The 24,970-nt window shown below is 64.2% G+C and carries 25 protein-coding genes; 14 read left to right on the plus strand and 11 right to left on the minus strand.

The genetic code is table 11. The features are described 5' to 3' along the window. Window positions 1-17: 17 nt before the first annotated feature. The gene (gene tsf / locus AC2FNY_RS01520) at window positions 18-893 is read left to right on the plus strand and encodes a translation elongation factor Ts (RefSeq protein ID WP_234144218.1); all 876 of its coding nucleotides are present in this window, start codon (window positions 18-20) and stop codon (window positions 891-893) included. Window positions 894-1,399: 506 nt separating this feature from the next. Here the strand turns inward: tsf and AC2FNY_RS01525 are convergent. From AC2FNY_RS01525 to AC2FNY_RS01540, 4 genes are all read right to left on the minus strand, one after another. Beyond that, a complete protein-coding gene (locus AC2FNY_RS01525) occupies window positions 1,400-2,155 on the minus strand; it encodes an autoinducer binding domain-containing protein (RefSeq protein ID WP_234162567.1) in 756 nt (251 codons plus the stop codon). Continuing rightward, window positions 2,155-2,601 carry a type II 3-dehydroquinate dehydratase gene (gene aroQ / locus AC2FNY_RS01530; protein ID WP_234136742.1) on the minus strand — a complete coding sequence of 149 codons (447 nt, stop codon included), beginning with the start codon at window positions 2,599-2,601 and terminating at the stop codon, window positions 2,155-2,157. The genes AC2FNY_RS01525 and aroQ overlap by 1 nt, the downstream gene beginning before the upstream one ends. A 99-nt stretch (window positions 2,602-2,700) precedes the next feature. Continuing rightward, window positions 2,701-3,207 carry a MaoC family dehydratase gene (locus AC2FNY_RS01535; protein ID WP_496801421.1) on the minus strand — a complete coding sequence of 169 codons (507 nt, stop codon included), beginning with the start codon at window positions 3,205-3,207 and terminating at the stop codon, window positions 2,701-2,703. 6 nt (window positions 3,208-3,213) lie between these two features. Then, window positions 3,214-4,038, minus strand: coding sequence for an enoyl-CoA hydratase (locus AC2FNY_RS01540; protein WP_496801422.1), 825 nt, complete (start codon window positions 4,036-4,038; stop codon window positions 3,214-3,216). A gap of 56 nt (window positions 4,039-4,094) precedes the next feature. Here AC2FNY_RS01540 and AC2FNY_RS01545 point away from each other — a divergent pair, with 56 nt between their 5' ends. Then, complete coding sequence (locus tag AC2FNY_RS01545; protein WP_238903762.1) at window positions 4,095-4,751, plus strand: histidine phosphatase family protein; 657 nt, start codon at window positions 4,095-4,097, stop codon at window positions 4,749-4,751. 6 nt (window positions 4,752-4,757) lie between these two features. Here the strand turns inward: AC2FNY_RS01545 and AC2FNY_RS01550 are convergent, their stop codons facing one another. Beyond that, a complete protein-coding gene (locus AC2FNY_RS01550) occupies window positions 4,758-5,750 on the minus strand; it encodes an NADPH:quinone oxidoreductase family protein (RefSeq protein ID WP_496801423.1) in 993 nt (330 codons plus the stop codon). Window positions 5,751-5,888: 138 nt separating this feature from the next. Between AC2FNY_RS01550 and AC2FNY_RS01555 the strand changes: the two genes are divergently transcribed. The 11 genes from AC2FNY_RS01555 (at window position 5,889) to AC2FNY_RS01605 (ending at window position 17,619) form a co-directional block, all read left to right on the plus strand. After that, window positions 5,889-7,046, plus strand: a complete 1,158-nt coding sequence (locus AC2FNY_RS01555; RefSeq protein ID WP_496801424.1) for an acyl-CoA dehydrogenase family protein — start codon at window positions 5,889-5,891, stop codon at window positions 7,044-7,046. 5 nt (window positions 7,047-7,051) lie between these two features. Further along, a complete protein-coding gene (locus AC2FNY_RS01560) occupies window positions 7,052-8,167 on the plus strand; it encodes an acyl-CoA dehydrogenase family protein (RefSeq protein WP_496801425.1) in 1,116 nt (371 codons plus the stop codon). A 9-nt stretch (window positions 8,168-8,176) separates the two neighbouring features. Further along, window positions 8,177-8,995, plus strand: a complete 819-nt coding sequence (locus AC2FNY_RS01565) for an SDR family NAD(P)-dependent oxidoreductase (RefSeq protein ID WP_496801426.1) — start codon at window positions 8,177-8,179, stop codon at window positions 8,993-8,995. 10 nt (window positions 8,996-9,005) lie between these two features. Beyond that, window positions 9,006-9,935 carry an SDR family NAD(P)-dependent oxidoreductase gene (locus AC2FNY_RS01570; RefSeq protein ID WP_496801427.1) on the plus strand — a complete coding sequence of 310 codons (930 nt, stop codon included), beginning with the start codon at window positions 9,006-9,008 and terminating at the stop codon, window positions 9,933-9,935. 13 nt (window positions 9,936-9,948) lie between these two features. After that, window positions 9,949-10,950 carry an NAD(P)H-dependent flavin oxidoreductase gene (locus tag AC2FNY_RS01575; protein ID WP_496801428.1) on the plus strand — a complete coding sequence of 334 codons (1,002 nt, stop codon included), beginning with the start codon at window positions 9,949-9,951 and terminating at the stop codon, window positions 10,948-10,950. Between the two features lie 3 nt (window positions 10,951-10,953). Beyond that, window positions 10,954-11,604, plus strand: coding sequence for a histidine phosphatase family protein (locus tag AC2FNY_RS01580; protein WP_496801429.1), 651 nt, complete (start codon window positions 10,954-10,956; stop codon window positions 11,602-11,604). Between the two features lie 10 nt (window positions 11,605-11,614). Next, window positions 11,615-12,643 carry a phosphotransferase gene (locus tag AC2FNY_RS01585; protein WP_496801430.1) on the plus strand — a complete coding sequence of 343 codons (1,029 nt, stop codon included), beginning with the start codon at window positions 11,615-11,617 and terminating at the stop codon, window positions 12,641-12,643. Between the two features lie 17 nt (window positions 12,644-12,660). After that, complete coding sequence (locus AC2FNY_RS01590; RefSeq protein WP_234170485.1) at window positions 12,661-13,440, plus strand: IclR family transcriptional regulator; 780 nt, start codon at window positions 12,661-12,663, stop codon at window positions 13,438-13,440. 105 nt (window positions 13,441-13,545) lie between these two features. Further along, window positions 13,546-14,781, plus strand: coding sequence for a serine hydrolase domain-containing protein (locus tag AC2FNY_RS01595; protein ID WP_496801431.1), 1,236 nt, complete (start codon window positions 13,546-13,548; stop codon window positions 14,779-14,781). Beyond that, window positions 14,772-16,733: an acetoacetate--CoA ligase gene (locus AC2FNY_RS01600; protein WP_496801432.1), complete on the plus strand. Its 1,962-nt coding sequence runs from the start codon at window positions 14,772-14,774 to the stop codon at window positions 16,731-16,733. The genes AC2FNY_RS01595 and AC2FNY_RS01600 overlap by 10 nt, the downstream gene beginning before the upstream one ends. Window positions 16,734-16,749: 16 nt before the next feature. Then, the gene (locus AC2FNY_RS01605; protein ID WP_496801433.1) at window positions 16,750-17,619 is read left to right on the plus strand and encodes an acyl-CoA thioesterase; all 870 of its coding nucleotides are present in this window, start codon (window positions 16,750-16,752) and stop codon (window positions 17,617-17,619) included. Here the strand turns inward: AC2FNY_RS01605 and AC2FNY_RS01610 are convergent. From AC2FNY_RS01610 to AC2FNY_RS01620, 3 genes are all read right to left on the minus strand, one after another. Next, a complete protein-coding gene (locus AC2FNY_RS01610; RefSeq protein WP_496801434.1) occupies window positions 17,616-18,386 on the minus strand; it encodes an SDR family oxidoreductase in 771 nt (256 codons plus the stop codon). The two genes, AC2FNY_RS01605 and AC2FNY_RS01610, sit on opposite strands and share 4 nt — an antisense overlap. A 218-nt stretch (window positions 18,387-18,604) precedes the next feature. Further along, window positions 18,605-20,353 carry a SulP family inorganic anion transporter gene (locus tag AC2FNY_RS01615; protein WP_496801435.1) on the minus strand — a complete coding sequence of 583 codons (1,749 nt, stop codon included), beginning with the start codon at window positions 20,351-20,353 and terminating at the stop codon, window positions 18,605-18,607. 141 nt (window positions 20,354-20,494) lie between these two features. Beyond that, window positions 20,495-21,721 (minus strand): acyl-CoA dehydrogenase, encoded by a 1,227-nt coding sequence (locus AC2FNY_RS01620; protein WP_234136725.1) that lies wholly within the window; start codon window positions 21,719-21,721, stop codon window positions 20,495-20,497. 98 nt (window positions 21,722-21,819) lie between these two features. Between AC2FNY_RS01620 and AC2FNY_RS01625 the strand changes: the two genes are divergently transcribed. Beyond that, window positions 21,820-22,731, plus strand: a complete 912-nt coding sequence (locus tag AC2FNY_RS01625) for a LysR family transcriptional regulator (protein WP_234136724.1) — start codon at window positions 21,820-21,822, stop codon at window positions 22,729-22,731. 16 nt (window positions 22,732-22,747) lie between these two features. On the opposite strand, the gene phoB is transcribed toward AC2FNY_RS01625, so the two are convergent. The 3 genes from phoB to pstB are packed head-to-tail and all read right to left on the minus strand — an operon-like array spanning window position 22,748 to window position 24,969. Then, window positions 22,748-23,437 carry a phosphate regulon transcriptional regulator PhoB gene (gene phoB, locus AC2FNY_RS01630; protein WP_234175733.1) on the minus strand — a complete coding sequence of 230 codons (690 nt, stop codon included), beginning with the start codon at window positions 23,435-23,437 and terminating at the stop codon, window positions 22,748-22,750. Window positions 23,438-23,452: 15 nt separating this feature from the next. Then, window positions 23,453-24,154, minus strand: a complete 702-nt coding sequence (gene phoU / locus AC2FNY_RS01635) for a phosphate signaling complex protein PhoU (protein WP_234136722.1) — start codon at window positions 24,152-24,154, stop codon at window positions 23,453-23,455. 17 nt (window positions 24,155-24,171) lie between these two features. Further along, window positions 24,172-24,969, minus strand: coding sequence for a phosphate ABC transporter ATP-binding protein PstB (gene pstB, locus AC2FNY_RS01640; RefSeq protein WP_234136721.1), 798 nt, complete (start codon window positions 24,967-24,969; stop codon window positions 24,172-24,174). Between the last annotated feature and the right edge of the window lies 1 nt (window position 24,970).

Genomic DNA, 24,970 nt, shown 5'->3' on the forward strand with positions numbered 1-24,970 from the left:
AATTGAGGAGAGCCAAGATGGCAATCACAGCAGCACTCGTTAAGGAACTGCGCGACGCAACCGGCGCCGGCATGATGGACGCCAAGAAGGCGCTGACCGAAACCGATGGCGACATGGAAGCCGCCGTTGACTGGCTGCGCACCAAGGGCCTGGCGAAAGCCGCCAAGAAATCGGGCCGCACCGCCGCCGAAGGTCTGGTCGCCGTTGTCGTCGACGGTGGCAAGGGTGTCGCGGTCGAGGTGAACTCGGAAACCGACTTCGTTGCCAAGAACGGCGAATTCCAGGACATGGTCGGCAAGATCGCATCGGCCGCTCTGGCCGTTGACGATGTCGACGCGCTGCTGGCCGCCGATCTGGGTGGCAAGAACGTGGCCGACACCCTGACCGACAAGATCGCCACCATCGGCGAGAACATGTCGGTGCGCCGCCTGGCCAAGATCGAAGGCGAAACCGTTGTGACCTATGTGCACAACGCCGCCACCGCCGGCATGGGCAAGATCGGCGTTCTGGTCGCAATGAAAGGTGGCGACGAGGCACTGGGCAAGCAGGTCGCGATGCATATCGCAGCCGTGAACCCCGCCGCGCTGAGCGAAGCCGAGCTGGACCCGGCCGTGGTCGAGAAGGAAAAGCAGGTGCAGATGGATATCGCCCGCGAATCCGGCAAGCCCGAAGCGGTGATCGAAAAGATGATCGAAGGCCGGATGAAGAAATTCGTCGCCGAATCGACCCTGCTGAGCCAGCAGTTCGTGGTGAACCCCGACGTGACCGTCGGCGCCGCCGCTGCCGAGGCCGGAGCCGAAATCACCGGCTTTGTTCGTCTCGAAGTGGGCGAGGGCATCGTGGTCGAGAAAGAGGATTTCGCCGCCGAGGTCGCAAAGGCCGCACAGGGCTGATCCTGTTTCCAACCGGCGTTTTGCCGGAAGCTTCAAGTCAACCGGTCGCGCGACTTTCGCGCGGCCGGTTTTTGTTTATGGCTATGCCATCAAAATTGACAGGACCCTGGGTCTTACAGACGAAAGGGCGATACCGGTTCGTGCCGATATCGCCCTTGTATGAGGTGAGGGACCCCAGATGATGGGGATGGTAGGGGTCCCTCATGTTCTCCGGCGTTGAAACCGATCAATAGGCCAACAACGCCGGACAGGTCAGAGAGCCTTGGTATTGCAAGGGTCTTTTCCCGAAGTTCCCAGGCCAAAGCCACCACTCACGGAACAAGAGTATAATGTAGGATGTAGTCTCAGATCGAAAGTCGGGGATTCCTTACCTAAGGTAAGCTCCAGGACGGTCACGTCGACGCAGTGAGTTTTGCGGCGACTGGAAAACACATAGGTCGCACTGCGAGGCGATCAAAAGAAATGGCTTAGAATGAATTGTTAGTTATAGATTCTTCACGTTGGCCCTAAGCCTCCATGATGAACATCTGATTGTGCAGCGCGGCCTTCAGCACAGCTTGTGCCGTGGTTTCGACCGACAACGCCTCGCGCGCCAAACGCAGGTGCTTTTCCACCGTGGCCGTCGTCAGACCCATCAGGATCGCGATGTCCTGAGTGGTCTTGCCGTCACCCACCCATTGCAGCGCCTCGCGTTGGCGCCGGGTCAGCGACCGGTTCGGCGCGACATAGGGCAAAGTCATGATCTTGAGATGGGCGACATTGTTCATCAACAGGATGTCTTGGCCATGCTCTTGCCAGAGTGTATCGACCTCTTCCTGGTTCATCCCCTTGCGGGCACAGAGCGAGATAGCACCCTTGGTCCGGGCAGAGACCGAGGTGAAGCTGATCGTGTAGCCGGCGGTCACCTCGTGCTCGGCATTGAACGCGTAGACGCGCCGCTCTTGCGGTGTCATCGTTTCGCTGTTCAGCATGTCCGAGATCATCCGCCAACTGCCCGCGCCCTCGTTTTCCAGCGCCCAATGCAGCATAGGGGCATGGAAATAGAGTCCCTCACTTAGGAATCCGTCGATATAGGATTGGTCGTGATTGGTGAGGATCACGAAGTCCTCGGGATCGCCCAGCGAGGTGGCCGTGCGATAGTTGGTGTACCCATAGAGCAGCCGGTCAAACCCGTATTCCGCCATCTGGCGAGTATGCCCATCCCACAGCTCTTCCAGCGTTCGGACATAGCTGAGTTTTTCCAGATAGGCGCGCAACTTCATTACGCATTCCTAGCCGCTAAGTGTTCCGCAAGCGCGTCGAGCGCTAGAAGATATCCTTGGGCGCCGAAACCGCAGATCTGGCCCAGAGCGACCGGCGCGATATGCGAAACGTGGCGGAACGACTCTCGCGCGTGGATGTTGGACAGATGCACCTCGACCACCGGCAGTTCGACCGAAGAAAGCGCGTCGCGCAGCGCGATCGAGGTATGGGTATAGGCGCCGGCATTCAGAACGATCCCGACATGCACCCCTTTTGCCGCGTGGATGGCATCGACCAGCGCACCCTCGTGGTTCGATTGCAGGCAGACAACCGACAGGCCGCGAGACTGGCCATGCGCGACACAGGCGCTGTTGACCATCTCCAGCGTTGTTGTGCCGTAAACCTCGGGTTGCCGGGTGCCCAGCAAATTGAGATTCGGGCCGTGCAAGACCAGAATACTGTTCATCACATTAAATCCCCATTCAGGAATCTCTTAGACAGGAATAGGCCGAACTGTCCACCTTGCAGTCACCCAAACCAGTGACAGCGCGGAATTTTCCTTGGATCAGTTGGCTTTGGGCAACGCCTGTTCGAACAGGCTGAGGGTCAGCCATTCGGCGGCCAGGGCCGGGGTCTCGCTGCCTTCGATCTCGACCGAGAGCGCGTATTTGCGCAGCAGTTCGGTGGCGCTCCGCGGACGTGCCTCAAGCAGGCGGAAATGCCCGCGCAGCCGTGCGCCGGCGGGCACCGGGGCCAGAAACCGCAGCTTGTCAAAGCCGTAGTTGATCCCCATCGCCTGTCCCGGCAGGGGGGTCAGCACGTCATAGACAAAGCGGCTGCCCAGAGAGAGGGTCAGGAATCCATGTGCGATGGTGCCGCCAAACGGGGTCTCGGCGGCTGCGCGGGCGGGGTCAACATGGATCCACTGGTCATCCATCGTCACTTCGGCAAAGCGGTCGATCATCGCCTGATCGACGGTGATCCAGTCCGAGTGGCCGATATCCTGGCCGATCCTGGCCTGTTCCTGGTGAAGAGCCTGTTCAAGCGGCGTCATGGTGGCGGTCCTTTCCATGTGGTCTCAGCGCCCGCCGAACGCGGGCTTGCGTTTCTCGGCAAAGGCGCGGGCGCCTTCGCGGTGGTCGTCGCTGAGCAGGGTGCGGATCATGCGGTCGGCCTCGATATCCAGCGCCTGGCGCAGATCGGTATCGCCGGCGCGGTCGATGTTTTCCTTCATGTAGCGCAGCGCCATCGGGGCATGGCCCGCGATCTGGGCGGCCAGCGCCTGCGTCTCGCCCAAAACATCCGCATCCGCGACCACCCGGTTCACGAGACCCAGCGCCTGCGCCTCGTCAGACATGATACGGCGGTTGGTGAAATAAACCTCCTTGGCGCGGGCGGGGCCGATCAGCCGGGTCAGCAGCCAGCTGCCGCCGAAATCGCCCGACAGACCGATACCGCCAAAGGCGGGCAGCAAATAGCCGCTCTGCCCGCTGATACGCAGGTCGCAGGCCAGCGCCAGCGACATGCCCGCCCCGGCGGCGGCACCGGGCAGGGCGGCGATGCTGGGCTTGCTCAGCCGGGCGAGGCGCAGTGCGATATCGTCTTGCGCCTGTCTCAGCCGCCGGGTCATGGCATCGGGGTCGGGCTGCGCGCCATCCCCCAGCGCCGCGCCCATGCTGGAGATATCGCCGCCTGCGCAAAAGGCGCCGCCCGCGCCGGTCAGAACCAGCACGCGGGCGCGAGGGTCGTCGTCGAGCAGGGCCAGCATACGGCCCAATGCCTGGGGCAGGTCACCCGACAGCGCGTTGCGCCGCTCGGGATTGTTCAGCGTCAGGGTGGCCACGCCATCGGCGAGGTTGCACAAGAGCAGCTTCGATCCGGTGTCGATCTCGTTTTGGGTCATTGCATCGTTTCCCCGGTCCGGGACAGGATGCGCGCAGTAAAGCCTGCGAGGATCCGATGACCCGGGAATACCGTCAAACCGTCTATGCGCCGCCCGCCGGGGCGGTCGATCTGTTGTTGATCCGTCATGGCGAAAGCCAGCCCGCCCGTCCGGGCGAGCCGTTTGCGCATGTGAACGGACAGGGCGATCCGGCGCTTCATCCCGAGGGCGAGGCCCAGGCCCGCGCGGTGGGCGCGCGGTTGAAGAATGAACCGCTTGCGGCGATCTATGTCACCACTTTGCGCCGTACCCACCAGACCGCCGCGCCGCTGGTCGCGCATCTGGGGTTGGCGCCGCAGGTGGAACCCGACCTGCGCGAGGTGTTTCTGGGCGACTGGGACCGGGGCGAATACCGCATCCGCGCCGCCAATGACGATCCGGCCTTCATTCGCGCCAAGGAGAGGCAGGAATGGGGTGAGATCCCGGGCGCCGAAACCACAGCCCAATTGCACGCGCGGGTGCGGGCCGGTTTGCTGCGTATCGCGGCACGTCATCCTGACCAGCGGGTCGCCGCCTTTGTCCATGGCGGCGTCATCGGTGCCGCCATGGCGATGGCCTGCGGGTCCGAACCCTTTGCCTTTCACGGGGCGGCCAATGGCTCGATTAGCCGGTTGGTGATCCTGGGCGAGCGGATGGTTGTGCGGGGGTTCAACGATGTGGCGCATCTGTCTTAGACCCGGTCAGGGTGTAATCACCACTTTGCCCAGCACCTTGCGGTCCTGCATCATCTCAAGCGCCGCGCCCGCCTGATCCAGCGGGAAACGCGCGCAGACCTGCGGCTTGATCCGGCCCTCGGCATAGAGGCGGAACAGGTCGGCCACGTTTTCCGCATGGCCCTTGGGGTCACGGAACACCGAGGCCCCCCAGAACACGCCGACGATCTGACAGCCCTTGAGCAGGGTCAGGTTCAGCGGGATGCTGGGGATGCCCGCCGGGAACCCGACGACCAGATAGCGCCCCTGCCAGGCCATCGCGCGCAGGCAGGGTTCGGCATAGGCGCCGCCCACCGCGTCATAGACCACATTGACCCCGTCACCCCCGGCGAGTTTCTTGATCTCGGCCGACAGCGCCTTTTGCCCGTCGCGGTCCAGTTCGCGCGGATAGATCAGAGTCTCGTCGGCGCCGATCTGGCGGCAGAACTCGGCCTTCTCCTGCGATGAGACGGCGGCGATGACTCGCGCGCCAGCGGCCTTGCCCAGCTCGATCGCGGCGGCGCCAACGCCCCCGGCGGCGCCCAGGATCAGCAGCGTCTCGCCCGGTTGCAGCGCCGCGCGGTCCTTGAGCGCGTGATGCGAGGTGCCATAGGTGAAGATGAAACAGGCAGCCTCGTCATAGGGCATGGCGTCGGGGATCTTGACCGCGACATTGGCCTTGACCGTCAGATGGGTGGCAAAGCCGCCATGACCGGTGAGTGCCAGCACCCGGTCACCGGGCGCATAGCCGCTGACACCTTCGCCCACGGCCAGAACCTCTCCGGCGATCTCGCCGCCGGGGGCAAAGGGGCGGGGCGGTTTCATCTGGTAGAGGTCGCGGATTATCAGCGTGTCGGGAAAGTTCACCCCCGCCGCATGCACCCGTACCAGCAGCTCTCCCTTGCCGGGTGTAGGGTCCGGCAGTTCGGTCAACTCCAGCGTTTCGGGGCCGCCCGCGGCGGTGCTCAGCATGGCTTTCATATCGGTCTTTCTCCCTGTTGCGGACGCGTGCGTACCGCGATTTGACGTCAAGTCTTTGGCCCGCCCCCTTGGTTGTCAACCGGATATCGAAATGCAATTCTGCTCTGCAAAACAGATATCGGTATATGGGGAGGAGACATGGCCGAAGAGGATGGGGCGCTGGCCGCCTTCCGCGACGAGCTGCGCAGCTGGCTGGAGGCGAATTGCCCCGCAGACATGCGCGATGGCCGCAATGACGAAGCTAGCATCTGTTGGGGCGGAAAGAACTGGAACTTTACGTCAGAAGCCCAGCGTACCTGGCTGCAACGTTGCGTCAGCAAGGGGTATACGGTGCCGACCTGGCCCGTCGAATACGGCGGCGCCGGGCTGAACCGCGATCAGGAGAAGGTGTTCCACCAGGAAATGCGCCGCCTGAACGCGCGCTATCCGCTGCAAAGCTTTGGCATCTGGATGCTGGGACCGGCGCTTTTGCATTTCGGCACGCATGAGCAGAAGCTGCATTACCTGCCGCCCATCGCGCGCGGTGAAATCCGCTGGTGTCAGGGGTATTCCGAGCCGGGCGCCGGGTCCGATCTGGCAAATGTGCAAAGCCGGGCCGAGGACAAGGGCGATCACTGGCTGGTCAACGGGCAGAAGATCTGGACCTCTTACGCCGATCAGGCCGACTGGATCTTTGCGCTGCTGCGCACCGACCGCGAGGCGCCCAAGCACAAGGGGATCTCCTTCATCCTGCTCGACATGACCAGCCCGGGCGTGACCACGCGGCCCATCAAGCTGATCTCGGGCGCCTCGCCGTTTTGCGAGACCTTCTTTGACAATGTCGAGGTGCCGCGCGAACAGGTTGTGGGCGAGGTCAATCGCGGCTGGGACGTCGCCAAATACCTGCTGACGCATGAGCGCGAGATGATCTCGGCCGCTGGCGGCACCATGGGCTCGGGCCGGGCGCTGGGGGCGGTACTGGCCGACAGCGGCAGCACCGACACGGTGCTGCGCGCCGATGCGATGCGGGCGGAGGTCGACGGGCTGGCCGTGGCGCTGACACTGGAGCGCTACAAGGATCAGGCCGAGGCCGGGCAGGGCGCGGGCGATGCCTCGGCCATGCTGAAATACATGGGAACCGAGCTGAACAAGCGCAATCTGGAACTGGTGATGGCGGCGGGCGGCTCTGACGCGCTGGTCTGGGGGGATGGGCGCGCGCCCAACTGGCTGAGGACCAAGGCCAACTCGATCGAGGGCGGCACCTCCGAGGTGATGCTGTCGATCATTTCCAAACGTGTTCTTGGGCTTCCGGGGTAGGGCAGATGGCAAAACTGGTACGTACAGAAGAAGAGGTCATGCTGGCCGATGCCGCGCGCGGCTTCCTGGATCAGGCAGCCCCGGTGGCGCATCTGCGCGGGCTGCGGGACGCGGGGCAGACGCAGGACCGGGTGCTCTGGTCGGAAATGGCCGCCATGGGCTGGGCCGGGGTGCTGGTGCCCGAAGAGGCCGGGGGCAGCGATATGGGTCACGCCGCCGCCTGCGCGCTGGCGGGCGAGATGGGCAAGACCTTGGTTGCCTCTCCCTTTCTCTCGACCGCGGTGATTGCGGCAACCGCGCTGCGGCAGGTCTCGGACGCGCGTGCGGCCGAGGCGCTGGCCCGGATCGCCAGCGGCGAGGTCACCTATGCGCTGGCGATTGATGAGGGCGCCAAATTCGCGCCCGAGGCAACGCAGATGCAGGCGCGGGCCGATGGCAACGGGTTCCGCCTGAACGGCGAAAAACGGTTTGTGGTGGACGGGGCCAATGCCGACCGCTTGCTGGTGCTGGCGCGGACCGATGCGGGGCTGACCCTGTTCGACCTGCCCGCTGACCGCGACGGCATCACCCGCGAGGGACAGGCGATGATCGACAGCCGCGACGCGGCGCGGATCGAATTCTCCGATGTGGCGGCAACGGGCGAGGATGTGCTGGGCCAGGTCGATGACGCGATGACCGTTCTGGCCCCCGCGCTGCGGGCCGGTCAGGCGGCGCTGGCGGCCGAGATGGCCGGGCTGGCCGCTGGCGCCTTTGGCATGACCGTCGAATATCTCAAGGAACGCAAGCAGTTCGGGGTGCCGATTGGCGCGTTTCAGGCGCTGCAACATCGCGCCGCGCATCTGTGGTGTGAATGCGAGGTGACCGCCTCGGCCATCCTGAACGCGGGCCGGATGCTGGACGAAGACCCCGAGAACGCGGCGCTGGCCGTGTCGCTGGCCAAGGCGCGCGCCACCGACACCGCACAGCGTGCGGTGCAGGAAGGGGTGCAGATGCATGGCGGCATCGGGATGACCGACGCATTCGACATGGGCTTCTACATGAAACGCGCCCGCGTCGGGGCCGAATGGCTGGGCGATTACGGATATCACGCAAACATCGTTGCGCAAGCGCGCGGATTTTAAGGATTTATCATGACACCTGAGATTTTGTTTTCGCTGCATGGCAAGACTGCGCTGGTTACCGGCGGCGCCACCGGCATCGGGCGCATGGCAGCCGAGGCGCTGGTACGAGCGGGCGCGCGCGTGCTGATCGCCTCGCGCAAGGGTGAGGCCTGTGAAGCGGTCGCTGCCGAGTTGAACGCGCTGGATGCCCCGGGCAGCGCCGAGGGGTTCGCGGGCGACGTGGGCAGCAAGGATGGCATCGACGCGCTGGTCGCCGAGGTGAAGAGCCGCACCGAAACCCTTGATATCCTGATGAACAATTCAGGCGTCACCTGGGGCGCGCCGATGGGTCAGTTCCCGCATGAGGCCTGGGAAAAGGTGATGTCCGTCAATGTGGCCGGTGTCTTTGACCTGACCCAGAAGCTGTTGCCGATGCTGATGAAAAGCGGCACCATCGATGACCCTGCTCGCGTGGTCAACGTCGGCTCGGTCATGGGCGAGGTGCCGATGGGCGACGGCGCCTATAGCTATGCGGCCTCCAAGGCGGCGGTGATCCACCTGACCAAGATCATGGCCAAGGAACTGTCGCCCTATGCGGTGACGGTCAACGCCTTGGCGCCGGGGCCTTTCGTGTCGCGGATGACGGCCTTTGCCACCGCTGACGAGGAGAAACGCGCCAAGGTCGGCAGCGACGTGCCGCTGGGCCGGGTCGGCCGGGACGAGGATATCGCCGGTTGCATGCTGTTCCTTTGCGGGCGGGGCGGGGCCTATGTCACCGGCGCGGTGATCCCGGTCTCGGGCGGCATCAACGTAATGTCCGGCCGCAACATCTTTGAAAAGGCGCTGTAAGGGGGCGGGTATGGACATTCGTTTCGACGGACGGGTGGCGATTGTCACCGGATCGGGCGCGGGTCTGGGCCGTGCCCATGCGCTGGGACTGGCCGCGCGCGGCGCCAGGGTGGTGATCAACGATCTGGGGGCGGCGACCGATGGCACCGGTGCCTCGTCCGACGCCGCGCAGGCGGTGGTCGATGAGATCCGCGTCATGGGCGGCGAGGCCATCGCGCACGGGGCCGATGTGGCGGACGAGGCGCAGGTAGCGGACATGGTTGCCCAGACCATGTCCCAATGGGGTCGCGTCGATATCGTGGTCAACAACGCCGGCATCCTGCGCGACAAGAGCTTTGCCAAGATGAGCATGGGCGACTTCCGCAAGGTGATCGACGTGCATCTGATCGGCAGCGCCAATGTGGCCCATGCCTGTTGGCCGATCATGCGCGAACAGGGCTATGGCCGGGTGGTCTTCACCTCCTCCGCCTCGGGGCTTTACGGCAATTTCGGGCAGGCCAACTATGGCGCGGCCAAGGCCGCCATGATGGGCCTGATGAACGTGCTGCATCTCGAAGGCGCGCGCGACAATATCCGTGTCAACTGTCTGGCGCCGACCGCCGCGACCCGGATGACCGAGGCGCTGATCCCCGAACAGGCGCTGGCGCTGCTGGCGCCGGAAACGATCACGCCTGGCCTTCTGTATCTGGTGAGCGAGGACGCGCCCTCGCGCGTGATCCTCTGCGCCGGGGCGGGCTGTTACGCGCAGACCCGCATATTCGAGACCGAGGGCATCCTGCTGGAAGGCAGCGCCAACTCGCCCGAGGAAATTGCCGCCCGTTTTGCATCGGTGCAGGACGAAGAGGGCAAGCGCGAGCTGACTGACGCGTTCAGCCAGACCCGCAAATACGCCCGCAAGGCGGCGGATGCGCGTGGCATCGACCTGCCCTGGGGAGCATGAGAAAGTGAAAGACATGACCTGGACCCGTGACGAAAACCACCTGCCGCCCGCCCTGCGCGGCCTGCGCATTCCGCTGATCGGCTCGCCGCTTTTCATCATCTCGGTGCCCGATCTGGTGATCGCGCAATGCAAAGCGGGGATCGTGGGATCCTTTCCGGCGCTCAACGCGCGCGAGGGTGAGGGCGAGCCGCCGCTGCTCGAGGCCTGGCTGAAACGCATCACCGAGGAACTGGACCGCCACAACCAGGACAACCCCGACCGCCCGGCGGCGCCCTTTGCGGTGAACCAGATCGTGCACCGCTCGAACGGGCGGCTGGAGCGGGATCTGGAGATCTGTGCGCGCTGGAACGTGCCGATCTGGATCACCTCGCTGGGTGCCCGGGTCGAGGTGAACGAGGCCGCCCATAGCTGTGGTGGCGTTGTATTGCATGACGTGATCAACAACACATTCGCCAAGAAGGCGATCGACAAGGGCGCTGACGGGCTGATCGCCGTGGCCGCAGGCGCCGGGGGCCATGCCGGCCAGCAATCGCCGCTGGCGCTCATCCGCGAAATCCGGTCGTGGTTCGACGGGCCGCTGGCCCTGTCTGGCGCCATCGCCTGTGGCGAAAGCCTGCTGGCCGCCCGCGCCATGGGGGCCGATTTCGGCTATATGGGCTCGCCCTTCATCGCCACGAATGAGGCCAATGCGCAGCCCGAATACAAGCAGATGATCGTCGACAGCACCGCCGAGGATATCGTTTATTCCTCGCTCTTTACCGGCGTGCACGGCAATTACCTGAAGAAATCGGTGGAACGCGCCGGGATGGACCCCGACAACCTGCCTTCGGCCGATGCCAGCTCGATGAATTTCAGCCAGGGCTCCTCCAAGCCCAAGGCGTGGAAAGAGATCTGGGGGTCGGGCCAGGGCGTGGGCGATGTACACCAGATCGTCCCGGTGGGTGATCTGGTCGACCGGATCGACCGCGAGTATCGCGCGGCGGGCGCCCGGCTGGCCGCCGAGTTCACCGGCTGAACCATGGCGGAACTGATTGTCATCCGCCACGCGCAGGCCTCGTTCGGGTCGGACGATTATGACCGGCTGAGCGAGCTGGGTTATCGCCAGTCAGCGCTGGTAGGTGCCGCGCTGCGAGAGATGGGCTGGGTGCCCGACCGGCTGGTCACAGGCACGCTGGCGCGACAGAAAGAGACCCTGCGCGGCATGGGCTTCACGGACGTGCCCGAGGAACACGCGGGCTGGAACGAATACGATTTCCACGACCTGTTGCGGGTGAAATTCGGCGGCACCATCCCCGAACTGGTGCAGCATGACCGCAAGACGCATTTCCGCACCCTGCGGGATGTCTTGCGCGAATGGCAGGGCGGCGGTGTCGAGGGCGCGCGCGAAAGCTGGGCCCAGTTCACCGCCCGGATCGAGGCGGCACGCCAGCAGGCTACCCGCGAGGGTGCCGAACGGGTGCTGGTGATCAGTTCGGGCGGGGTCATCGGGCAACTGACCGCCGCCGCGCTGAGCGCGCCGTCCGAGCAGATGATCGCGCTGAACCTGCAAGTGAAGAACACCGCCATGTCGCGCTTCATCTTTACCCAACGCGCCTTCTTTTTGCATGAATTCAACGCAACCCCGCATTTTGCCCAACCGGCCCATGCGGATATGCTGAGCTATAGTTGAGGGACCGGATATGAGCGACACGACCCAAAGCCTCGACCTGAGCGCCGTCGATGCCTATCTGCGCGACCACCTGCCGGGCTATGCCGGGCCGCTGGATGCGCACAAGTTCGACGTTGGCCAATCGAACCCGACCTTTCTGCTGAAGACACCCGCGCGCAACTATGTGCTGCGGCGCAAGCCACCGGGAGTCTTGCTCAAATCCGCCCATGCAGTGGATCGCGAGTTCCGGGTGCAAAGCGCGCTGGCGGGCACGGATGTGCCGGTGCCGCGCATGCTTCTGCTCTGCGAGGATGACACCGTGATCGGTTCGGCCTTTTACGTGATGGAGCATCTGGACGGGCGCAATTTCTACGAACCGACGATGGAGGGCGAGACCAATGCCACCCGCACTGCCGTCATCGACGAGATGAACCGGGTGCTGGCGGCGCTGCATTCGGTCGATATCGACGCGGTCGGCCTGTCCGACTATGGCCCGCCGGGCAATTACTTCGAGCGCCAGCTTTCGCGCTGGACCAAGCAATATCGGGCCTCGGAAACGGACACGATCCCGGACATGGATGCGCTGATCGAGGCGCTGGGGCAGGAGATGCCTGCGGATGACGGCCAGCGCACGCTGGTGCATGGCGATTACCGGATCGACAACATGATGTTTGAAAAGGGCGGCACCCGCTGTCTGGGCGTGCTCGACTGGGAACTCTCGACCATCGGCCACCCCTATGCCGATCTGGCCGCCGTGATCATGCAATGGCAGATGCCGCCGGGCAAAGAGGGGCGCGGGCTGGCCGGGGTCGACCGTGCCGCGCTGGGTCTGCCCACGGATGCCGAGTTCATCGCCGCCTATTGCGCGCGGCGCGGCATCGGCGGGATCGACCGTTTCGGCTTCTACCTTGCCTTCAACTTCTTCCGCATGGCGGCGATCATCCAAGGCGTCTATAAACGCGCGCTGGATGGCAATGCGTCAAACCCCGAACGCGCCCGGAGGCTGGGCCAATATGTGGGCGTATTCGCGCAAAACGGGCTGAGGGCGCTGCGCGGGTGAGCGGGCAGGGCGGCGATATGGACGGGCTGGCCGAGGGCAAGGACCGCAACTTTGTCACCGCGCTGGCGCGGGGGCTGGATGTGTTGCGCAGCTTTCGCCCCGGCGAGGTGCTGCTGACCAATACCGACCTGTCCGAGCGGACCGGCCTGCCCAAACCCACCGTCTCGCGCTTGACCCATACGCTGTGCCAGCTGGGCTATCTGGTGCAGGACCGCCAAAGCGGCGCCTATCGGTTGGGCGTGGGCGTGCTGCAACTGGGCATGGGCGTGTTGGCGGGCATGGATATCTGTGACCGCGCGGCTGAGGTGCTGCGCGGCCTGCGCACCGGCGCCAACCCCTATATCACCGCCGCCCTGGGCGAGGTGCACCGGGCCGAGGTGATCTATGTCGCGGTGTCGCGCTCGCGCGAGAATGTCTCGCTCAGCATGCATGTGGGTTCGCGCCTGCCGCTGTTCCGCTCGGCCATCGGGCGGGCGATCCTGGTGGGGATGGAGGCGGAAGAGCGTGAGGCCGCCATCGCCACCGGACTGCGCGACCTGGGGGCGTCCGAGGCAGAGCTGCGCGCCCAGATCGACCGCGCCGTCGAGGAATACGCAGCGCGCGGATACTGTACGGGATATGGCGACTGGCGGGCGGATGTGAACGGTATCGCGGTGCCGGTGCTGTCGCTTGGCGGTGCCCGCTTGCACGGGCTCAATCTGGGCGGGCCCAGTTTCCACGTCACCCAAGAAGAGCTGGAGCGCGTTTATGCGCCGCTCTTGATCGAAGCCGGGCGCAGCCTGGGCATGGTGCCATGAGGGGGTGGCGCGCTCTCTCGACAAGGGTCCGTATTCCTACGTACTTTCCTTGGCGCTGGGGCCGGGTGACACTCTGTCAAGCCGCGACAGCAGGAGGATAGCGCGATGCCCGACCCCGGTTACAGGACACTCGACACCGGCCGGTTGGGCCGGATCGCGGGCTGGATGCAGGGCTATGTCGACCGGCGCCGCTATGCGGGCAGTTCGGTGCTGGTCAGTCAGGGCGGGCAAGCGGTGTTTTTCCACGCCGCCGGGCAGCGCAGCATCGAGCGACAGTTGCCCTTTACCCGTGACACGCTGGTGCGGATCTATTCGATGACCAAGCCGGTCACCTCGCTGGCGGTGATGATGCTGGCCGAACGAGGGCTGTTCCACCTCGATGCGCCGGTGTCGAACTTTCTGCCGTGCTTCTCGGACATGCAGGCACTGGTGCCCGGAGCAAGCGCCATCGACCAGACCGAGCCGGCGCCCTCGCCAACGCTGCACCAGCTGCTGACCCATACCGCCGGGCTGAGCTATCCGTTCAATCCCGGCGTTCTGGCGCGCGCGATGGAGGAGCAGGATCTGCTGTTCAAACCGGGTCAGGGCGCGTTGGCCGACATGGTCGACAAGGTTGCGGCATTGCCACTTGCATTCCAGCCTGGAAGCCGTTGGGAATACTCGGTTTCCATCGACATTCTGGGGCGCGTGGTCGAGGTGGTCTCGGGCCGGACGCTGGCGCAGTTTTTTCAGGACGAGATTTTTGCCCCACTGGGGATGTCCGAGACGGGGTTCAGCGTGCCCCAGGGCGCGGGCGACCGTTTCGCTTCGCTCTATACGCCGCTGGCCGGGGATGCGATGGCGCTGAACGATGCCCATTCCGGCGGCGACACATTGCGCCTGTTCGACGAGGCGGGCAAATCGCCCTTCGAGACTGCCAGCATGTATTCCGGCGGCGGCGGTCTGGTCAGCACCATCGACGATTACCGCCGCTTTGCCGAGATGCTGCGCCGGGGGGGCGAGGTCGACGGTCATCGCCTGATCGGCCCGGCGACGCTCGATTTCATGATGCGTAACCATCTGCCGGGCGATATCGCCTCGATGGGGCCGCAGAGCTTTGCCGAACAGCCGATGGAGGGGATGGGCTTTGGCCTGGGCGGCGCCGTGGTGCTGGACCCGGCCCGCGCCCGCACCCCCGGTTCGGTCGGCGATTTCAGCTGGGGCGGAATGGCCTCGACCTTTTTCTGGCTGGACCGCGTCAATGAGATGACGGTGGTGTTCTTCACCCAATTGTCGCCCTCCAGCGCCTATCCCTCGCGGTCGGAACTCAAGGCGCTGATCCATGGAGCATTATGCGAATGACAGATCCCCGGCCCATTCTCTGGACCCCAAGCAAGGCCCGCGCCGAGCAAAGCCGCATGGCGGCGTTTCAGCGTTGGTTGGCAGAGGAGCGCGGGCTGGAATTTGACGACTACAATGCCCTCTGGGACTGGAGCGTTACGGATCTGGATGGGTTCTGGACCGCGATCCGCGATTTCGCGGGCCTGCCGTTTCAGGGCGGTGACGGTCGGGTGCTGGCCGAGCGGCGGATGCCAGGTGCGGTCTGGTTTCCCGGTGTCACCACCAATTTCGCCCGCCACATGCTGCGCCATGCCGAGAGCCGCCCCGAGGCGCCCGCGCTGATCCTGCGCTCCGAGGGGGCCGGCCGCAAGGAGGTCAGCTGGGCGCAACTGGCGCAACAGGTGGCCAATGTGGCCGCGCATCTGCGCGCCATGGGCGTGGGGCAGGGCGACCGGGTGGTCGCGATCCTGCCCAATACCGATAGTGCCGTGGTCGCATTCCTTGCCGCCGCCAGTATCGGCGCGATCTGGTCGCTGTGCGCCCCGGATATGGGTCATGTGGCGATCCTGGACCGGTTCCGCCAGATCGAGCCCAAGGTGCTGATCGCGCAAGACGGTTATGTTCACGCGGGGCGTATGATCGACCGGCGCCCGGTGCTGGAGGAGATCCGCGCGCATCTGCCCAGCCTGACCCACACGGTTCTGGTGCCGATGATGGGGGATGTGGCGCCGGGGATGACCCCTTGGGACGAGATGACCCAAGGCACGGCCACAGCGGAATTTGCCGATCTGCCCTTCGATCATCCGCTGTGGATCGTCTATTCCTCGGGCACCACTGGTAACCCGAAACCCATCGTGCATGGTCATGGCGGTATCCTACTGGAGGGCGCCAAACAGGCGCTGCATCAGGATCTGGGCGGCGACGATCGCTTTCTCTGGCTCACCTCGTCGGGCTGGATCATGTGGAACGCGCAATTTGTCGCCACGGGGCAGGGTGCCACCGTGGTGCTGTTCGACGGGGCCGCCAACCACCCCGACATGCTGGCGGTCTGGCGTGTGGTGGCCGAAGAGCGGGTGACCAGTTTCGGCGTCGGCGCGGCTTATGTCACTCAATGCCTGAAATCGGGGATCCGTCCGGGCGACGTGCTGGATCTGTCGGCGCTCAAATCGCTGGGCACCACCGGATCACCGCTGACGGCCGAGGGCTATGACTGGGTCTATGATGCGGTGGACCCGGATATCTGGCTGGCGCCGATCTCGGGCGGGACAGACCTGTGCGGCGCCTTTGTCGGCGGCAACGTGATGCTGCCGGTGCGTGCAGGCGAGATGCAATGCCGCTATCTGGGCAACGCCGTGCGCAGCTTTGATCCCGAAGGCGCTGAGATCATTGGTGAAGTCGGCGAGCTGGTTTGCACGGAACCGCTCCCCTCGATGCCGCTTGGGTTCTGGGGCGACAGCGATGGCAGCCGCCTGCATGAAAGCTATTTCGACACCTATCCCGGTATCTGGCGGCATGGTGACTGGATCGAGATCACGCCCGAGGGTGGTTCGGTGATCTATGGCCGCTCGGACGCAACGATCAACCGCAAGGGGCTGCGGCTCGGCTCGTCCGAGATCTATCGCGCGGTCGAGGCGCTGCCCGAGGTGCTGGACAGCCTAGTGGTCGATCTGGAGTTTCTGGGCCGCGACAGTTTCATGCCGCTATTCGTGGTGCCGGCGCCGGGGCAGGTGCTGGACGAGGCCCTGCGCGACCGCATCAACACGGCCATCCGCGCAACGCTGTCGCCGCGCTTTGTCCCCAACGACATCGTTCAGATTGCCGAGGTGCCGCGCACCTTGTCGGGAAAGAAGCTGGAAGTTCCCGTCAAGAAACTGCTACTGGGGGGCGACCCGGTGCAGGTGGTGAACCGGGACTCGATGGCGAACCCGGAAAGTTTCGATTTCTTCGTGACTTATGCCGCCGGGCGACGCTGACGCCGGAGGATGCGACATGACCGATGCGGAACGCCAGCTGCTCGACCTGCTCGATATCGAGCGGTTGGAAGTGGATCTGTTTCGTGGCACCGGATCGGGGGGCGAAACGCCGACCCGCATCTATGGAGGTCAGGTCATCGCACAGGCGCTGGCCGCTGCCTATCGCACGGTCGAGGGCCGGTTGTGCCATTCGCTGCACGCCTATTTCATTCGACCGGGCGACCCGTCTATTCCCGTTATCTATCAGGTGGATAGAGCGCGGGATGGAGGTTCTTTCACAACCCGTCGGGTGGTGGCCATTCAACATGGCCGCCAGATCCTGAACCTCTCGGCCTCGTTCCATGCGGGCGATGAAGGCTGGGACCATCAACACCCGGTGCCGGATATTTCCGGCCCCGAAACCCATCCCACGCGGCAGGCTTTGCAAGAGCGCTTCATCGACCGTATCCCGCAGAAATACCGCGCCGAATTCACCCGCGCGCGTCCCATCGAAATCCGCGAGGTCGAGCCGCGCGACATGTTCGAGCCGATCCCGACCGACGACCGTCATTACCTGTGGTTCCGTATGGGCGCGGCAGCCGGGGCAGGGCCGGAAATGCAGCATCTGCTGCTTGCCTATGCGTCAGACATGGGGTTGCTGGGCTCGGGCCTGCGGCCGCACGGGCTCAGCTGGTATACGCGTCAGGTCAACGGGGCCAGCCTGGATCATGCCATGTGGTTTCACGCGCCGATCCGGTTCGAAAACTGGCATCTTTACGCGATGGACAGCCCCTGGACCGGTGCCGGGCGCAGTTTCAACCGGGGCAAGATCTATGCCGAAGACGGCACGCTGGTGGCCAGCGTGGCGCAGGAAGGGCTGATGCGGCGTCTGAAATCCGAAGGTTAAAGCTTGCCGCCGAATTGCCGGTTCAGCTTTCGCATGCCGCCCAGCCAACGGTCGTAATCCGCTGTTTTCATTCGGATATAGTCCAGAACCTGCGGATGCGGCAGCACTAGGAACTGCCCGGCGCGGATGGCCTGAACGCAAGCCTCGGCCACGTCTGAGGGTTCCAGCATTCCGTCCAGCGCCGCGACCGACTCCTCATGCCCACGCGTCATTTCCGAGCGGACCGCCTGCGGACACAGAACCGACACGCCGATCCCGTCATCGCCATAGGTCATCGCCAGCCACTCGGCCAGACCAACCGAGGCGTGCTTGGTCACCCCATAAGGTGCCGCACCAACCTGGTTCAACAGGCCCGCTGCGGACGCGGTGTTCAGCAAATAGCCACCGCCGCGCGCGATCATGCGCGGCACCACATGGCGCGCTGCCCAGACCTGTGACATCACGTTGATATCCCAGATACGTTGCCAGTCCGCATCCGGCGTCTCGATACCACCGATGGTCAGGATGCCGGCATTGGAGCAAAAGAGGTCAATGGGACCGATCTGGGTTTCTACATGCTCGATCAGGGCAGCGATATCGGCCTCGCGGCTCACATCGCAGCGCAGGGCAACGCCACCAACCGCTTGCGCGACGTCCTCGGCGCCTTGCAGGTTCAGGTCCGCGCAAACAACGCATTTCGCGCCCTCGGCGGCGAAGCGTTCGGCCAAGCCGCGCCCGATACCGCTGGCTGCACCGGTCACGACAACAATCCTGTCTTTCAGTTCCACGGCGGTCTCCATTGTTGCGCATTGGTCGAAGCGACGTCAGATCAGGGAGTTACGGGAGCACCCTCAGAGATCGCCATTGTTTGAGAAGGCTTGGTTGCCCAAGACTTCCTTCAACGCTAGCGCAAGCGCGGGGCGGTGCCAATCCGGGCCAATAGCGTGACGTTCCGGCATCTGGGTGTACGTTTAATACACATAATACCGATTATAAGAAATACATATCAAGCAGATTGGGTGTTCTTCGACCTGAGCGCAGCAAAGGCATCGTATTGCGACAGGAACACCCGCCCTGTCAGATCCTCAAGAAAATGACTGCGGGCCAGCCGGTCCATCACCGGGCCTTTGACCTCGGACAGATGCAGTTTGACTCCCAGATCGCCCAACCGCCTGTTGATCGCTTCAAGCGATTCCAGCGCGCTGAAATCGACCTCGTTCACCGCCGAACACATCAGGATCACATGGCGCAAAGTATCGCGGTCGCGCAGGACCCGGTTCAGGATCAGGTCCTCCATCCGGCGGGCATTGGCGAAATAGAGGCTCTCGTCTATGCGCAGCGTCACCACGCCGGGATCGGTTTCCACCTTGTGACGCAGGATGTTACGGAAATGCTGGCTGCCGGGCACCTGCCCCACCTCGGCCACATGCGGGCGCGAGGTTTTCCAGACGAACAGCAGCAGAGAGATCAGTACGCCGCTAGCGACACCTATTTCAACACCCGCCAACAAAGTCAGCGCGATGGTGGCAAAGACGGCGGCGAAATCGGCGCGTGAATAGGACCAGGCCCGAGACAGGATCGACAGATCGACCAGCGACAGCACCGCCACGATGATGGTGGCGGCTAGCGTCGCCTTGGGCAGGAAATACAAAAGCGGCGTCAGGAACAGCGCCGCCACCAGCAGGCCCACGGCGGTAAAGGCGCCCGCAGCGGGCGTTTCGGCCCCGGCATCGAAATTCACCACGGACCGCGCGAAACCTCCTGTCACCGGATAGCCCCCGGACAGCGAAGACGAGATATTGGCGGCCCCCAGCGCGATCAGTTCCTGATTTGGGTCGATGCGCTGTTTGCGTTTGGCGGCAAGGGTTTGCGCGACGGAAACGCTTTCGACATACCCGATGATCGAGAGGAGCGCGGCCGGGCCGATCAGTGCCGGTATGAGGCCCCAATCGACGCCAGACAGGCCTAGGGGTGGCAGGCCGGTGGGGACTTCGCCCACCACCGCCACGCCCAGAGAAGGCAGGTTCAGCGCCCAGGCCGCCAGCGTGGTGCCGATCACCGCAAAGATCGGCCCGACCCGTGCCAAAGTCGCGGCCAGCGGTTTCGCCAGACCCAGTTGCGCATGAAGAACCTGCGCCAGACCCTTGCGAACCCAGAACAAAAAGGCAAGCGCGACAATCCCCGTCACCAGCGTTGCCAGATTGACCTGCCCCAGATGCCGCGCCAGATCGAGCAGGATTTCGGGCAGCGTATGCCCATGCACCGGCACACCCAGGATATGCTTCAACTGGCTTGCCGCAATCAGCAGGCCCGAGGCGGTTATGAAACCCGCGATCACCGGATGGCTGAGGAAATTGGCCACGACACCCAGCTTGAGCGCGCCCATCGCCAGCAGCATCGCGCCCGACAACAGCGCCAGCATCCCCGCAGCCGCCACGTATTCGGGAACGCTCGACAGGTTCAGCGGTGCCAGCGCCGAGGCGGTCATCAGCGAGATCACCGCCACCGGCCCCACCGCCAGCGCCCGGCTGGTACCAAACAGCGCATAGGCGACCAGAGGCAGGATCGAGGCGTATAGCCCCACCTCGGCCGGCAGACCCGCCAGCAACGCATAGGCCAGCGATTGCGGGATCAGCATCACGGTCACGATGACCGCGGCGATCAGGTCACCGCTCAACTCGGCCCGCCCATAGCTGCGGCCCCAGTTCAGGATCGGCAGATAGGTCCGGGCCAGCCCGCGTATCCGTTGATTCATCCCTGTCCCCTGCCCGATGCGTGTCAGCAATACATATTCACATTGCCTTATATGAAGGAAACACGGCGAATGTGAAGGGGGCGAGATGAAAAAACGCGAGGCCTGAGCCCCGCGCCTTTGGTTTCAAAACCCGAGGGAGGGTCAGAAGAATGCCTGCAAACCGGTCTGTGCCCGGCCCAGGATCAGGGCGTGCACATCATGGGTGCCCTCATAGGTGTTCACTGTCTCCAGGTTCACCATGTGGCGGATCACCTGGAACTCCAGGCTGATGCCGTTGCCGCCATGCATGTCGCGGGCGTGGCGGGCGATTTCCAGCGCCTTGCCGCAGTTGTTGCGCTTGACGATCGAGATCATCTCGGGCGCGGCATTGGCCTCGTCCATCAGACGGCCGACGCGCAGGCTGGCTTGCAGGCCCAGCGCGATCTCGGTCTGCATATTGGCCAGTTTCAACTGGAACAGCTGGGTCTGGGCCAGCGGGCGGTTGAACTGTTTGCGGTCCAGACCATACTGCCGCGCACCGTGCCAGCAGGCCTCGGCGGCGCCCATCACGCCCCAGCTGATGCCATAGCGGGCGCGGTTCAGACAGCCGAACGGGCCTTTCAGGCCCGAGACATGCGGCAACAGCGCCTCTTCGCCCACCTCGACACCGTCCATGACGATCTCGCCGGTGATCGAGGCGCGCAGCGACATCTTGTTCTCGATCTTGGGCGCGCTCAGCCCCTTCATGCCCTTTTCCAGCACAAAGCCGCGGATCTTGCCGTCATGCGCGTCCGACTTGGCCCAGACAACAAAAACATCGGCGATCGGCGCGTTCGAAATCCACATCTTGGTCCCGGTAAGCCGATACCCGCCCTCGGTCTTGACGGCGCGGGTCTTCATGCTGGCCGGGTCCGACCCGGCATCGGGTTCGGTCAGGCCAAAACAGCCGATCCATTCGCCGCTGGCCAGTTTCGGCAGGTATTTCATCCGCTGCTCTTCGCTGCCATAGGCATAGATCGGGTACATCACCAGCGAGCTTTGCACCGACATCATCGAGCGATAGCCGCTGTCGACCCGCTCGACCTCGCGCGCCACCAGGCCATAGGTCACATAGCCCGCGCCGATGCCGCCATATTGTTCAGGGATGGTGGTGCCCAGCAGGCCCATTTCACCCATCTCGCGAAAGATCTCGGGGTCGGTATGTTCGGTCTGGAAGGCTTGCGTGACGCGCGGTTGCAGCTTTTCCTGCGCATAGGCGCGGGCGGCGTCGGCGATCATGCGTTCGTCTTCGCTCAACTGGTCGGCCAGGCGGAACGGATCCTCCCAGTCGAAACCGCCCAGATCGGGCTTGTCCTTGTCACGCAGGGCGGGCTTGGCGGCGATATCCATCGGAAAAACTCCTGAAATCCTGATTGGCCGCAAGATATCTTTCCCGAACCGCAAAATACAGCAAGACTTTTGCGGGTTTTCATGAGTAAAACGCATACATGCTGACCTCACGCAAGTTCTTTCCGTCGATCTCCTCGCTGCGCGCGCTTGAGGCGCTGGACCGGCTCGGTTCGGCCTCGGCGGTGGCCGAGGAACTGGCGCTGACGCAAAGCGCGGTCAGCCGTCAGTTGCAGACGCTTGAGGGGCAGATGGGGGTGGAGTTGATCCGGCGCGACCGCAAGCGGCTGTCGCTGACACCGGCGGCGCAGGATTACGTGACCGAGATCCGCGAGGCGCTGAACCGGATCGCGCAAGCCTCTCTCAGGCTACAGGTGGCACCAGCGGGCGGCACCGTCAATCTGGCGATCCTGCCCACGTTCGGGATGCGCTGGCTGATGCCGCGCCTGCCCGAGTTCTCGCGCCTGCATCCGGATATCACCATCAACATGACCACCCGGCTGCGCCCGTTCAACTTTGCCACAGAACCCTTTGATGCTGCGCTTCATTTTGGTGAACCGGATTGGCCAGGCACCGACCGGCTGCTGCTCAAGTCCGAGCGGGTGCTGCCGGTCTGTGCGCCCGGCCTTCTGCCACATGGCGCGCCGAAATCACCCGGCGACCTGCTGCGCCTGCCGCTGTTGCACATTCAGACCCGCCCGCGCGCCTGGCAGGATTGGTTTGCCCAGATGGGGGTCGCCTGCCCCGAAACGTTGCCCGGCACGCTTTATGACCAGTTCGCCACCATCGGACAGGCGGCGCTGCACGGGCTGGGGGTGGCGCTTTTGCCGAATTACGTGGTCGAACAGGATCTGGCCACCGGACGACTGGTTGCCGCTTATCCCGACGCGGTCGAAACCTTGGGCGCCTATTACCTGGTCTGGCCGCGCGCGCGCGGCAACGACCCGTCGCTGCGTGCCTTTCGCCACTGGCTGGCGGCGCAGGCCGAGCCCGAGGAGGGCTTGCCGCGCTAGACGCCCCCTGCCCGCCTCAGCCCAGCGCGTAACCCGCGCCGCGCACCGTGCGCACCGGATCGTCTCCGCCATGCTGGGTCAGCGCCTTGCGCAGCCGTCCGATATGCACGTCGACCGTGCGGGTATCGACATAGATGTCGCGCCCCCAGACCCGGTCCAGCAGTTGTTCGCGGCTCCAGACCCGGCCCGGTTTCTCCATGAAGGTCGACAGCAGCCGAAACTCGGTCGGGCCCAGCTTCAGCGGCTGGTCCGAGCGGCTGACCTTGTGGGTCTCGGCGTCCAGAACGATATCCTCGTATTCCAGCCTGAGGCCCACGGTCGAGGGGCGGACCCGGCGCAGCTGGCTGCGCACGCGGGCCATCAGCTCGACCACCGAATAGGGTTTGACCACGTAATCGTCGGCCCCGGTTTCCAGCCCGCGCACCTTGTCCACCTCTTCGCTGCGTGCCGACAGCATGATGATGGGGATGCTGCGGGTCTCGGGCCGGGTCTTAAGCCGCCGACAGACCTCGATACCGCTCAGGTTAGGCATCATCCAGTCCAGCACGATGATATCGGGCGTGTCCTCGTCCACCAGCAGCATCGCCTCTTCGCCGTTCTCGGCGCGGATCACGCGAAACCCCTCGGCCTCGAGATTATAGGCCAGCACCTCGCGCTGGGCCATTTCATCCTCGACCACCAGAACGCTGGGTTGATCGGCTGACATCTGTCCCGTGCCTCCTTATGCGGTGGTCGAGGTCACATCGCCCTTGGGGCGCATCTCGTCGGGGCGATTGCCGGTGACGAGATAGACGACCTGCTCGGCGATCGAGGTGACATGGTCGCCCATGCGCTCGACATTCTTGGCGATGAAATGCAGATGCATGCAGGGGGTGATGTTGCGCGGGTCCTCGGCCATGAAGGTCAGGAACTGGCGGAACAGCGCGTTGTACATCTGGTCCACCTCGTGGTCGCGCTCGATCACATCCGCGCCCAGTTCGGCGTCGCGCTGGATATAGGCATCCAGCGCATCCTTGAGCATCAGCTCGACCTCGCGCGCCATCCGGCGCAGGGCCGCGGCGCTGTCGCCCACCTGCGGCTGATCGACCAGAACCGTGGTGCGCTTGGCAATGTTCTTGGCATAATCCCCGATCCGCTCCAGGTTCGAGGCGATTTTGAGCACCGTCAGCACCAGCCGCAAGTCGCCCGCCGTGGGCGCGCGCAGCGCGATCAGGCGCGCGGTTTCCTGGTTGATCAGCTCTTCGAGCGCGTCGATGGCCTTGTCGCCCGCGCGCACCTCGTTTGCCAGATCCGCGTCGCGGGTTTCCAGCGAGCGGGCCGAGGCCATGATCGCCGCCTCGACCAGGCCGCCCATCTTCATGATATGGGCCTGGATCGCCTCCAGATCCCGGTCATAGACCGAGGTGATGTGTTGTTGAGCCATGTGTCCTGCTCCTGTCCTCAGCCGATCCGGCCGGTGATATAGCTTTCGGTCCGGGGGTCTTCGGGATTGGTGAAGATCTGACCGGTTTCGCCGAATTCCACCAATTGGCCGAGGTGGAAAAAGGCGGTTTTCTGGCTGACCCGCGCGGCCTGCTGCATCGAGTGGGTGACGATCACCACCGAATAGTTCTGCCGCAGCTCGTCGATCAGCTCCTCGACCTGGGCGGTGGCGATGGGGTCGAGCGCCGAACAGGGCTCGTCCATCAGCAGCACCTCGGGTTCGGTGGCGATGGCGCGGGCGATGCACAGGCGCTGTTGCTGGCCGCCCGACAGGCCGGTGCCCGGCGCGTCCAGCCGGTCCTTGACCTCGTCCCAGATGGCGCCGCGACGCAGCGCCTTTTCGACGATCTCGTCCATCTCGGCCCGGTTGCGGGCCAGACCGTGGATGCGCGGGCCATAGGCGACGTTGTCATAGATCGACTTGGGGAACGGGTTGGGTTTCTGGAACACCATGCCGACCTTGGCGCGCAACTGCACCGGATCGACCCGCTTGTCATAGATATCCTCGCCGTCCAGCATGAACGAGCCCTCGACCCGCGCCCCGGCGATGGTGTCGTTCATCCGGTTCAGACAGCGCAGGAAAGTCGACTTGCCGCAGCCCGAGGGACCGATAAAGGCGGTCACGGTCTTGTCCTCGATATCGACATTCACGTTCTTGATGGCGTGGGTGTCGCCGTAATAGACGTGGCAGTCCCGGCACTCCATCTTGGTTTGCTTGATTTCCACGGCTCTCTCCACTCGGGACATATCGTTCATT

The organism is Ruegeria sp. BHSC223, assembly GCF_059613025.1.

Bases quoted from the DNA above. Each gene is read 5' to 3' on its own strand.
- tsf (WP_234144218.1), top strand. From the start codon at position 18: ATGGCAATCACAGCAGCACTCGTTAAGGAACTGCGCGACGCAACCGGC.
- AC2FNY_RS01525 (WP_234162567.1), bottom strand. From the start codon at position 2,155: ATGAAGTTGCGCGCCTATCTGGAAAAACTCAGCTATGTCCGAACGCTG.
- aroQ (WP_234136742.1), bottom strand. From the start codon at position 2,601: ATGAACAGTATTCTGGTCTTGCACGGCCCGAATCTCAATTTGCTGGGC.
- AC2FNY_RS01535 (WP_496801421.1), bottom strand. From the start codon at position 3,207: ATGGAAAGGACCGCCACCATGACGCCGCTTGAACAGGCTCTTCACCAG.
- AC2FNY_RS01540 (WP_496801422.1), bottom strand. From the start codon at position 4,038: ATGACCCAAAACGAGATCGACACCGGATCGAAGCTGCTCTTGTGCAAC.
- AC2FNY_RS01545 (WP_238903762.1), top strand. From the start codon at position 4,095: ATGACCCGGGAATACCGTCAAACCGTCTATGCGCCGCCCGCCGGGGCG.
- AC2FNY_RS01550 (WP_496801423.1), bottom strand. From the start codon at position 5,750: ATGAAAGCCATGCTGAGCACCGCCGCGGGCGGCCCCGAAACGCTGGAG.
- AC2FNY_RS01555 (WP_496801424.1), top strand. From the start codon at position 5,889: ATGGCCGAAGAGGATGGGGCGCTGGCCGCCTTCCGCGACGAGCTGCGC.
- AC2FNY_RS01560 (WP_496801425.1), top strand. From the start codon at position 7,052: ATGGCAAAACTGGTACGTACAGAAGAAGAGGTCATGCTGGCCGATGCC.
- AC2FNY_RS01565 (WP_496801426.1), top strand. From the start codon at position 8,177: ATGACACCTGAGATTTTGTTTTCGCTGCATGGCAAGACTGCGCTGGTT.
- AC2FNY_RS01570 (WP_496801427.1), top strand. From the start codon at position 9,006: ATGGACATTCGTTTCGACGGACGGGTGGCGATTGTCACCGGATCGGGC.
- AC2FNY_RS01575 (WP_496801428.1), top strand. From the start codon at position 9,949: ATGACCTGGACCCGTGACGAAAACCACCTGCCGCCCGCCCTGCGCGGC.
- AC2FNY_RS01580 (WP_496801429.1), top strand. From the start codon at position 10,954: ATGGCGGAACTGATTGTCATCCGCCACGCGCAGGCCTCGTTCGGGTCG.
- AC2FNY_RS01585 (WP_496801430.1), top strand. From the start codon at position 11,615: ATGAGCGACACGACCCAAAGCCTCGACCTGAGCGCCGTCGATGCCTAT.
- AC2FNY_RS01590 (WP_234170485.1), top strand. From the start codon at position 12,661: ATGGACGGGCTGGCCGAGGGCAAGGACCGCAACTTTGTCACCGCGCTG.
- AC2FNY_RS01595 (WP_496801431.1), top strand. From the start codon at position 13,546: ATGCCCGACCCCGGTTACAGGACACTCGACACCGGCCGGTTGGGCCGG.
- AC2FNY_RS01600 (WP_496801432.1), top strand. From the start codon at position 14,772: ATGCGAATGACAGATCCCCGGCCCATTCTCTGGACCCCAAGCAAGGCC.
- AC2FNY_RS01605 (WP_496801433.1), top strand. From the start codon at position 16,750: ATGACCGATGCGGAACGCCAGCTGCTCGACCTGCTCGATATCGAGCGG.
- AC2FNY_RS01615 (WP_496801435.1), bottom strand. From the start codon at position 20,353: ATGAATCAACGGATACGCGGGCTGGCCCGGACCTATCTGCCGATCCTG.
- AC2FNY_RS01620 (WP_234136725.1), bottom strand. From the start codon at position 21,721: ATGGATATCGCCGCCAAGCCCGCCCTGCGTGACAAGGACAAGCCCGAT.
- AC2FNY_RS01625 (WP_234136724.1), top strand. From the start codon at position 21,820: ATGCTGACCTCACGCAAGTTCTTTCCGTCGATCTCCTCGCTGCGCGCG.
- phoB (WP_234175733.1), bottom strand. From the start codon at position 23,437: ATGTCAGCCGATCAACCCAGCGTTCTGGTGGTCGAGGATGAAATGGCC.
- phoU (WP_234136722.1), bottom strand. From the start codon at position 24,154: ATGGCTCAACAACACATCACCTCGGTCTATGACCGGGATCTGGAGGCG.
- pstB (WP_234136721.1), bottom strand. From the start codon at position 24,969: ATGAACGATATGTCCCGAGTGGAGAGAGCCGTGGAAATCAAGCAAACC.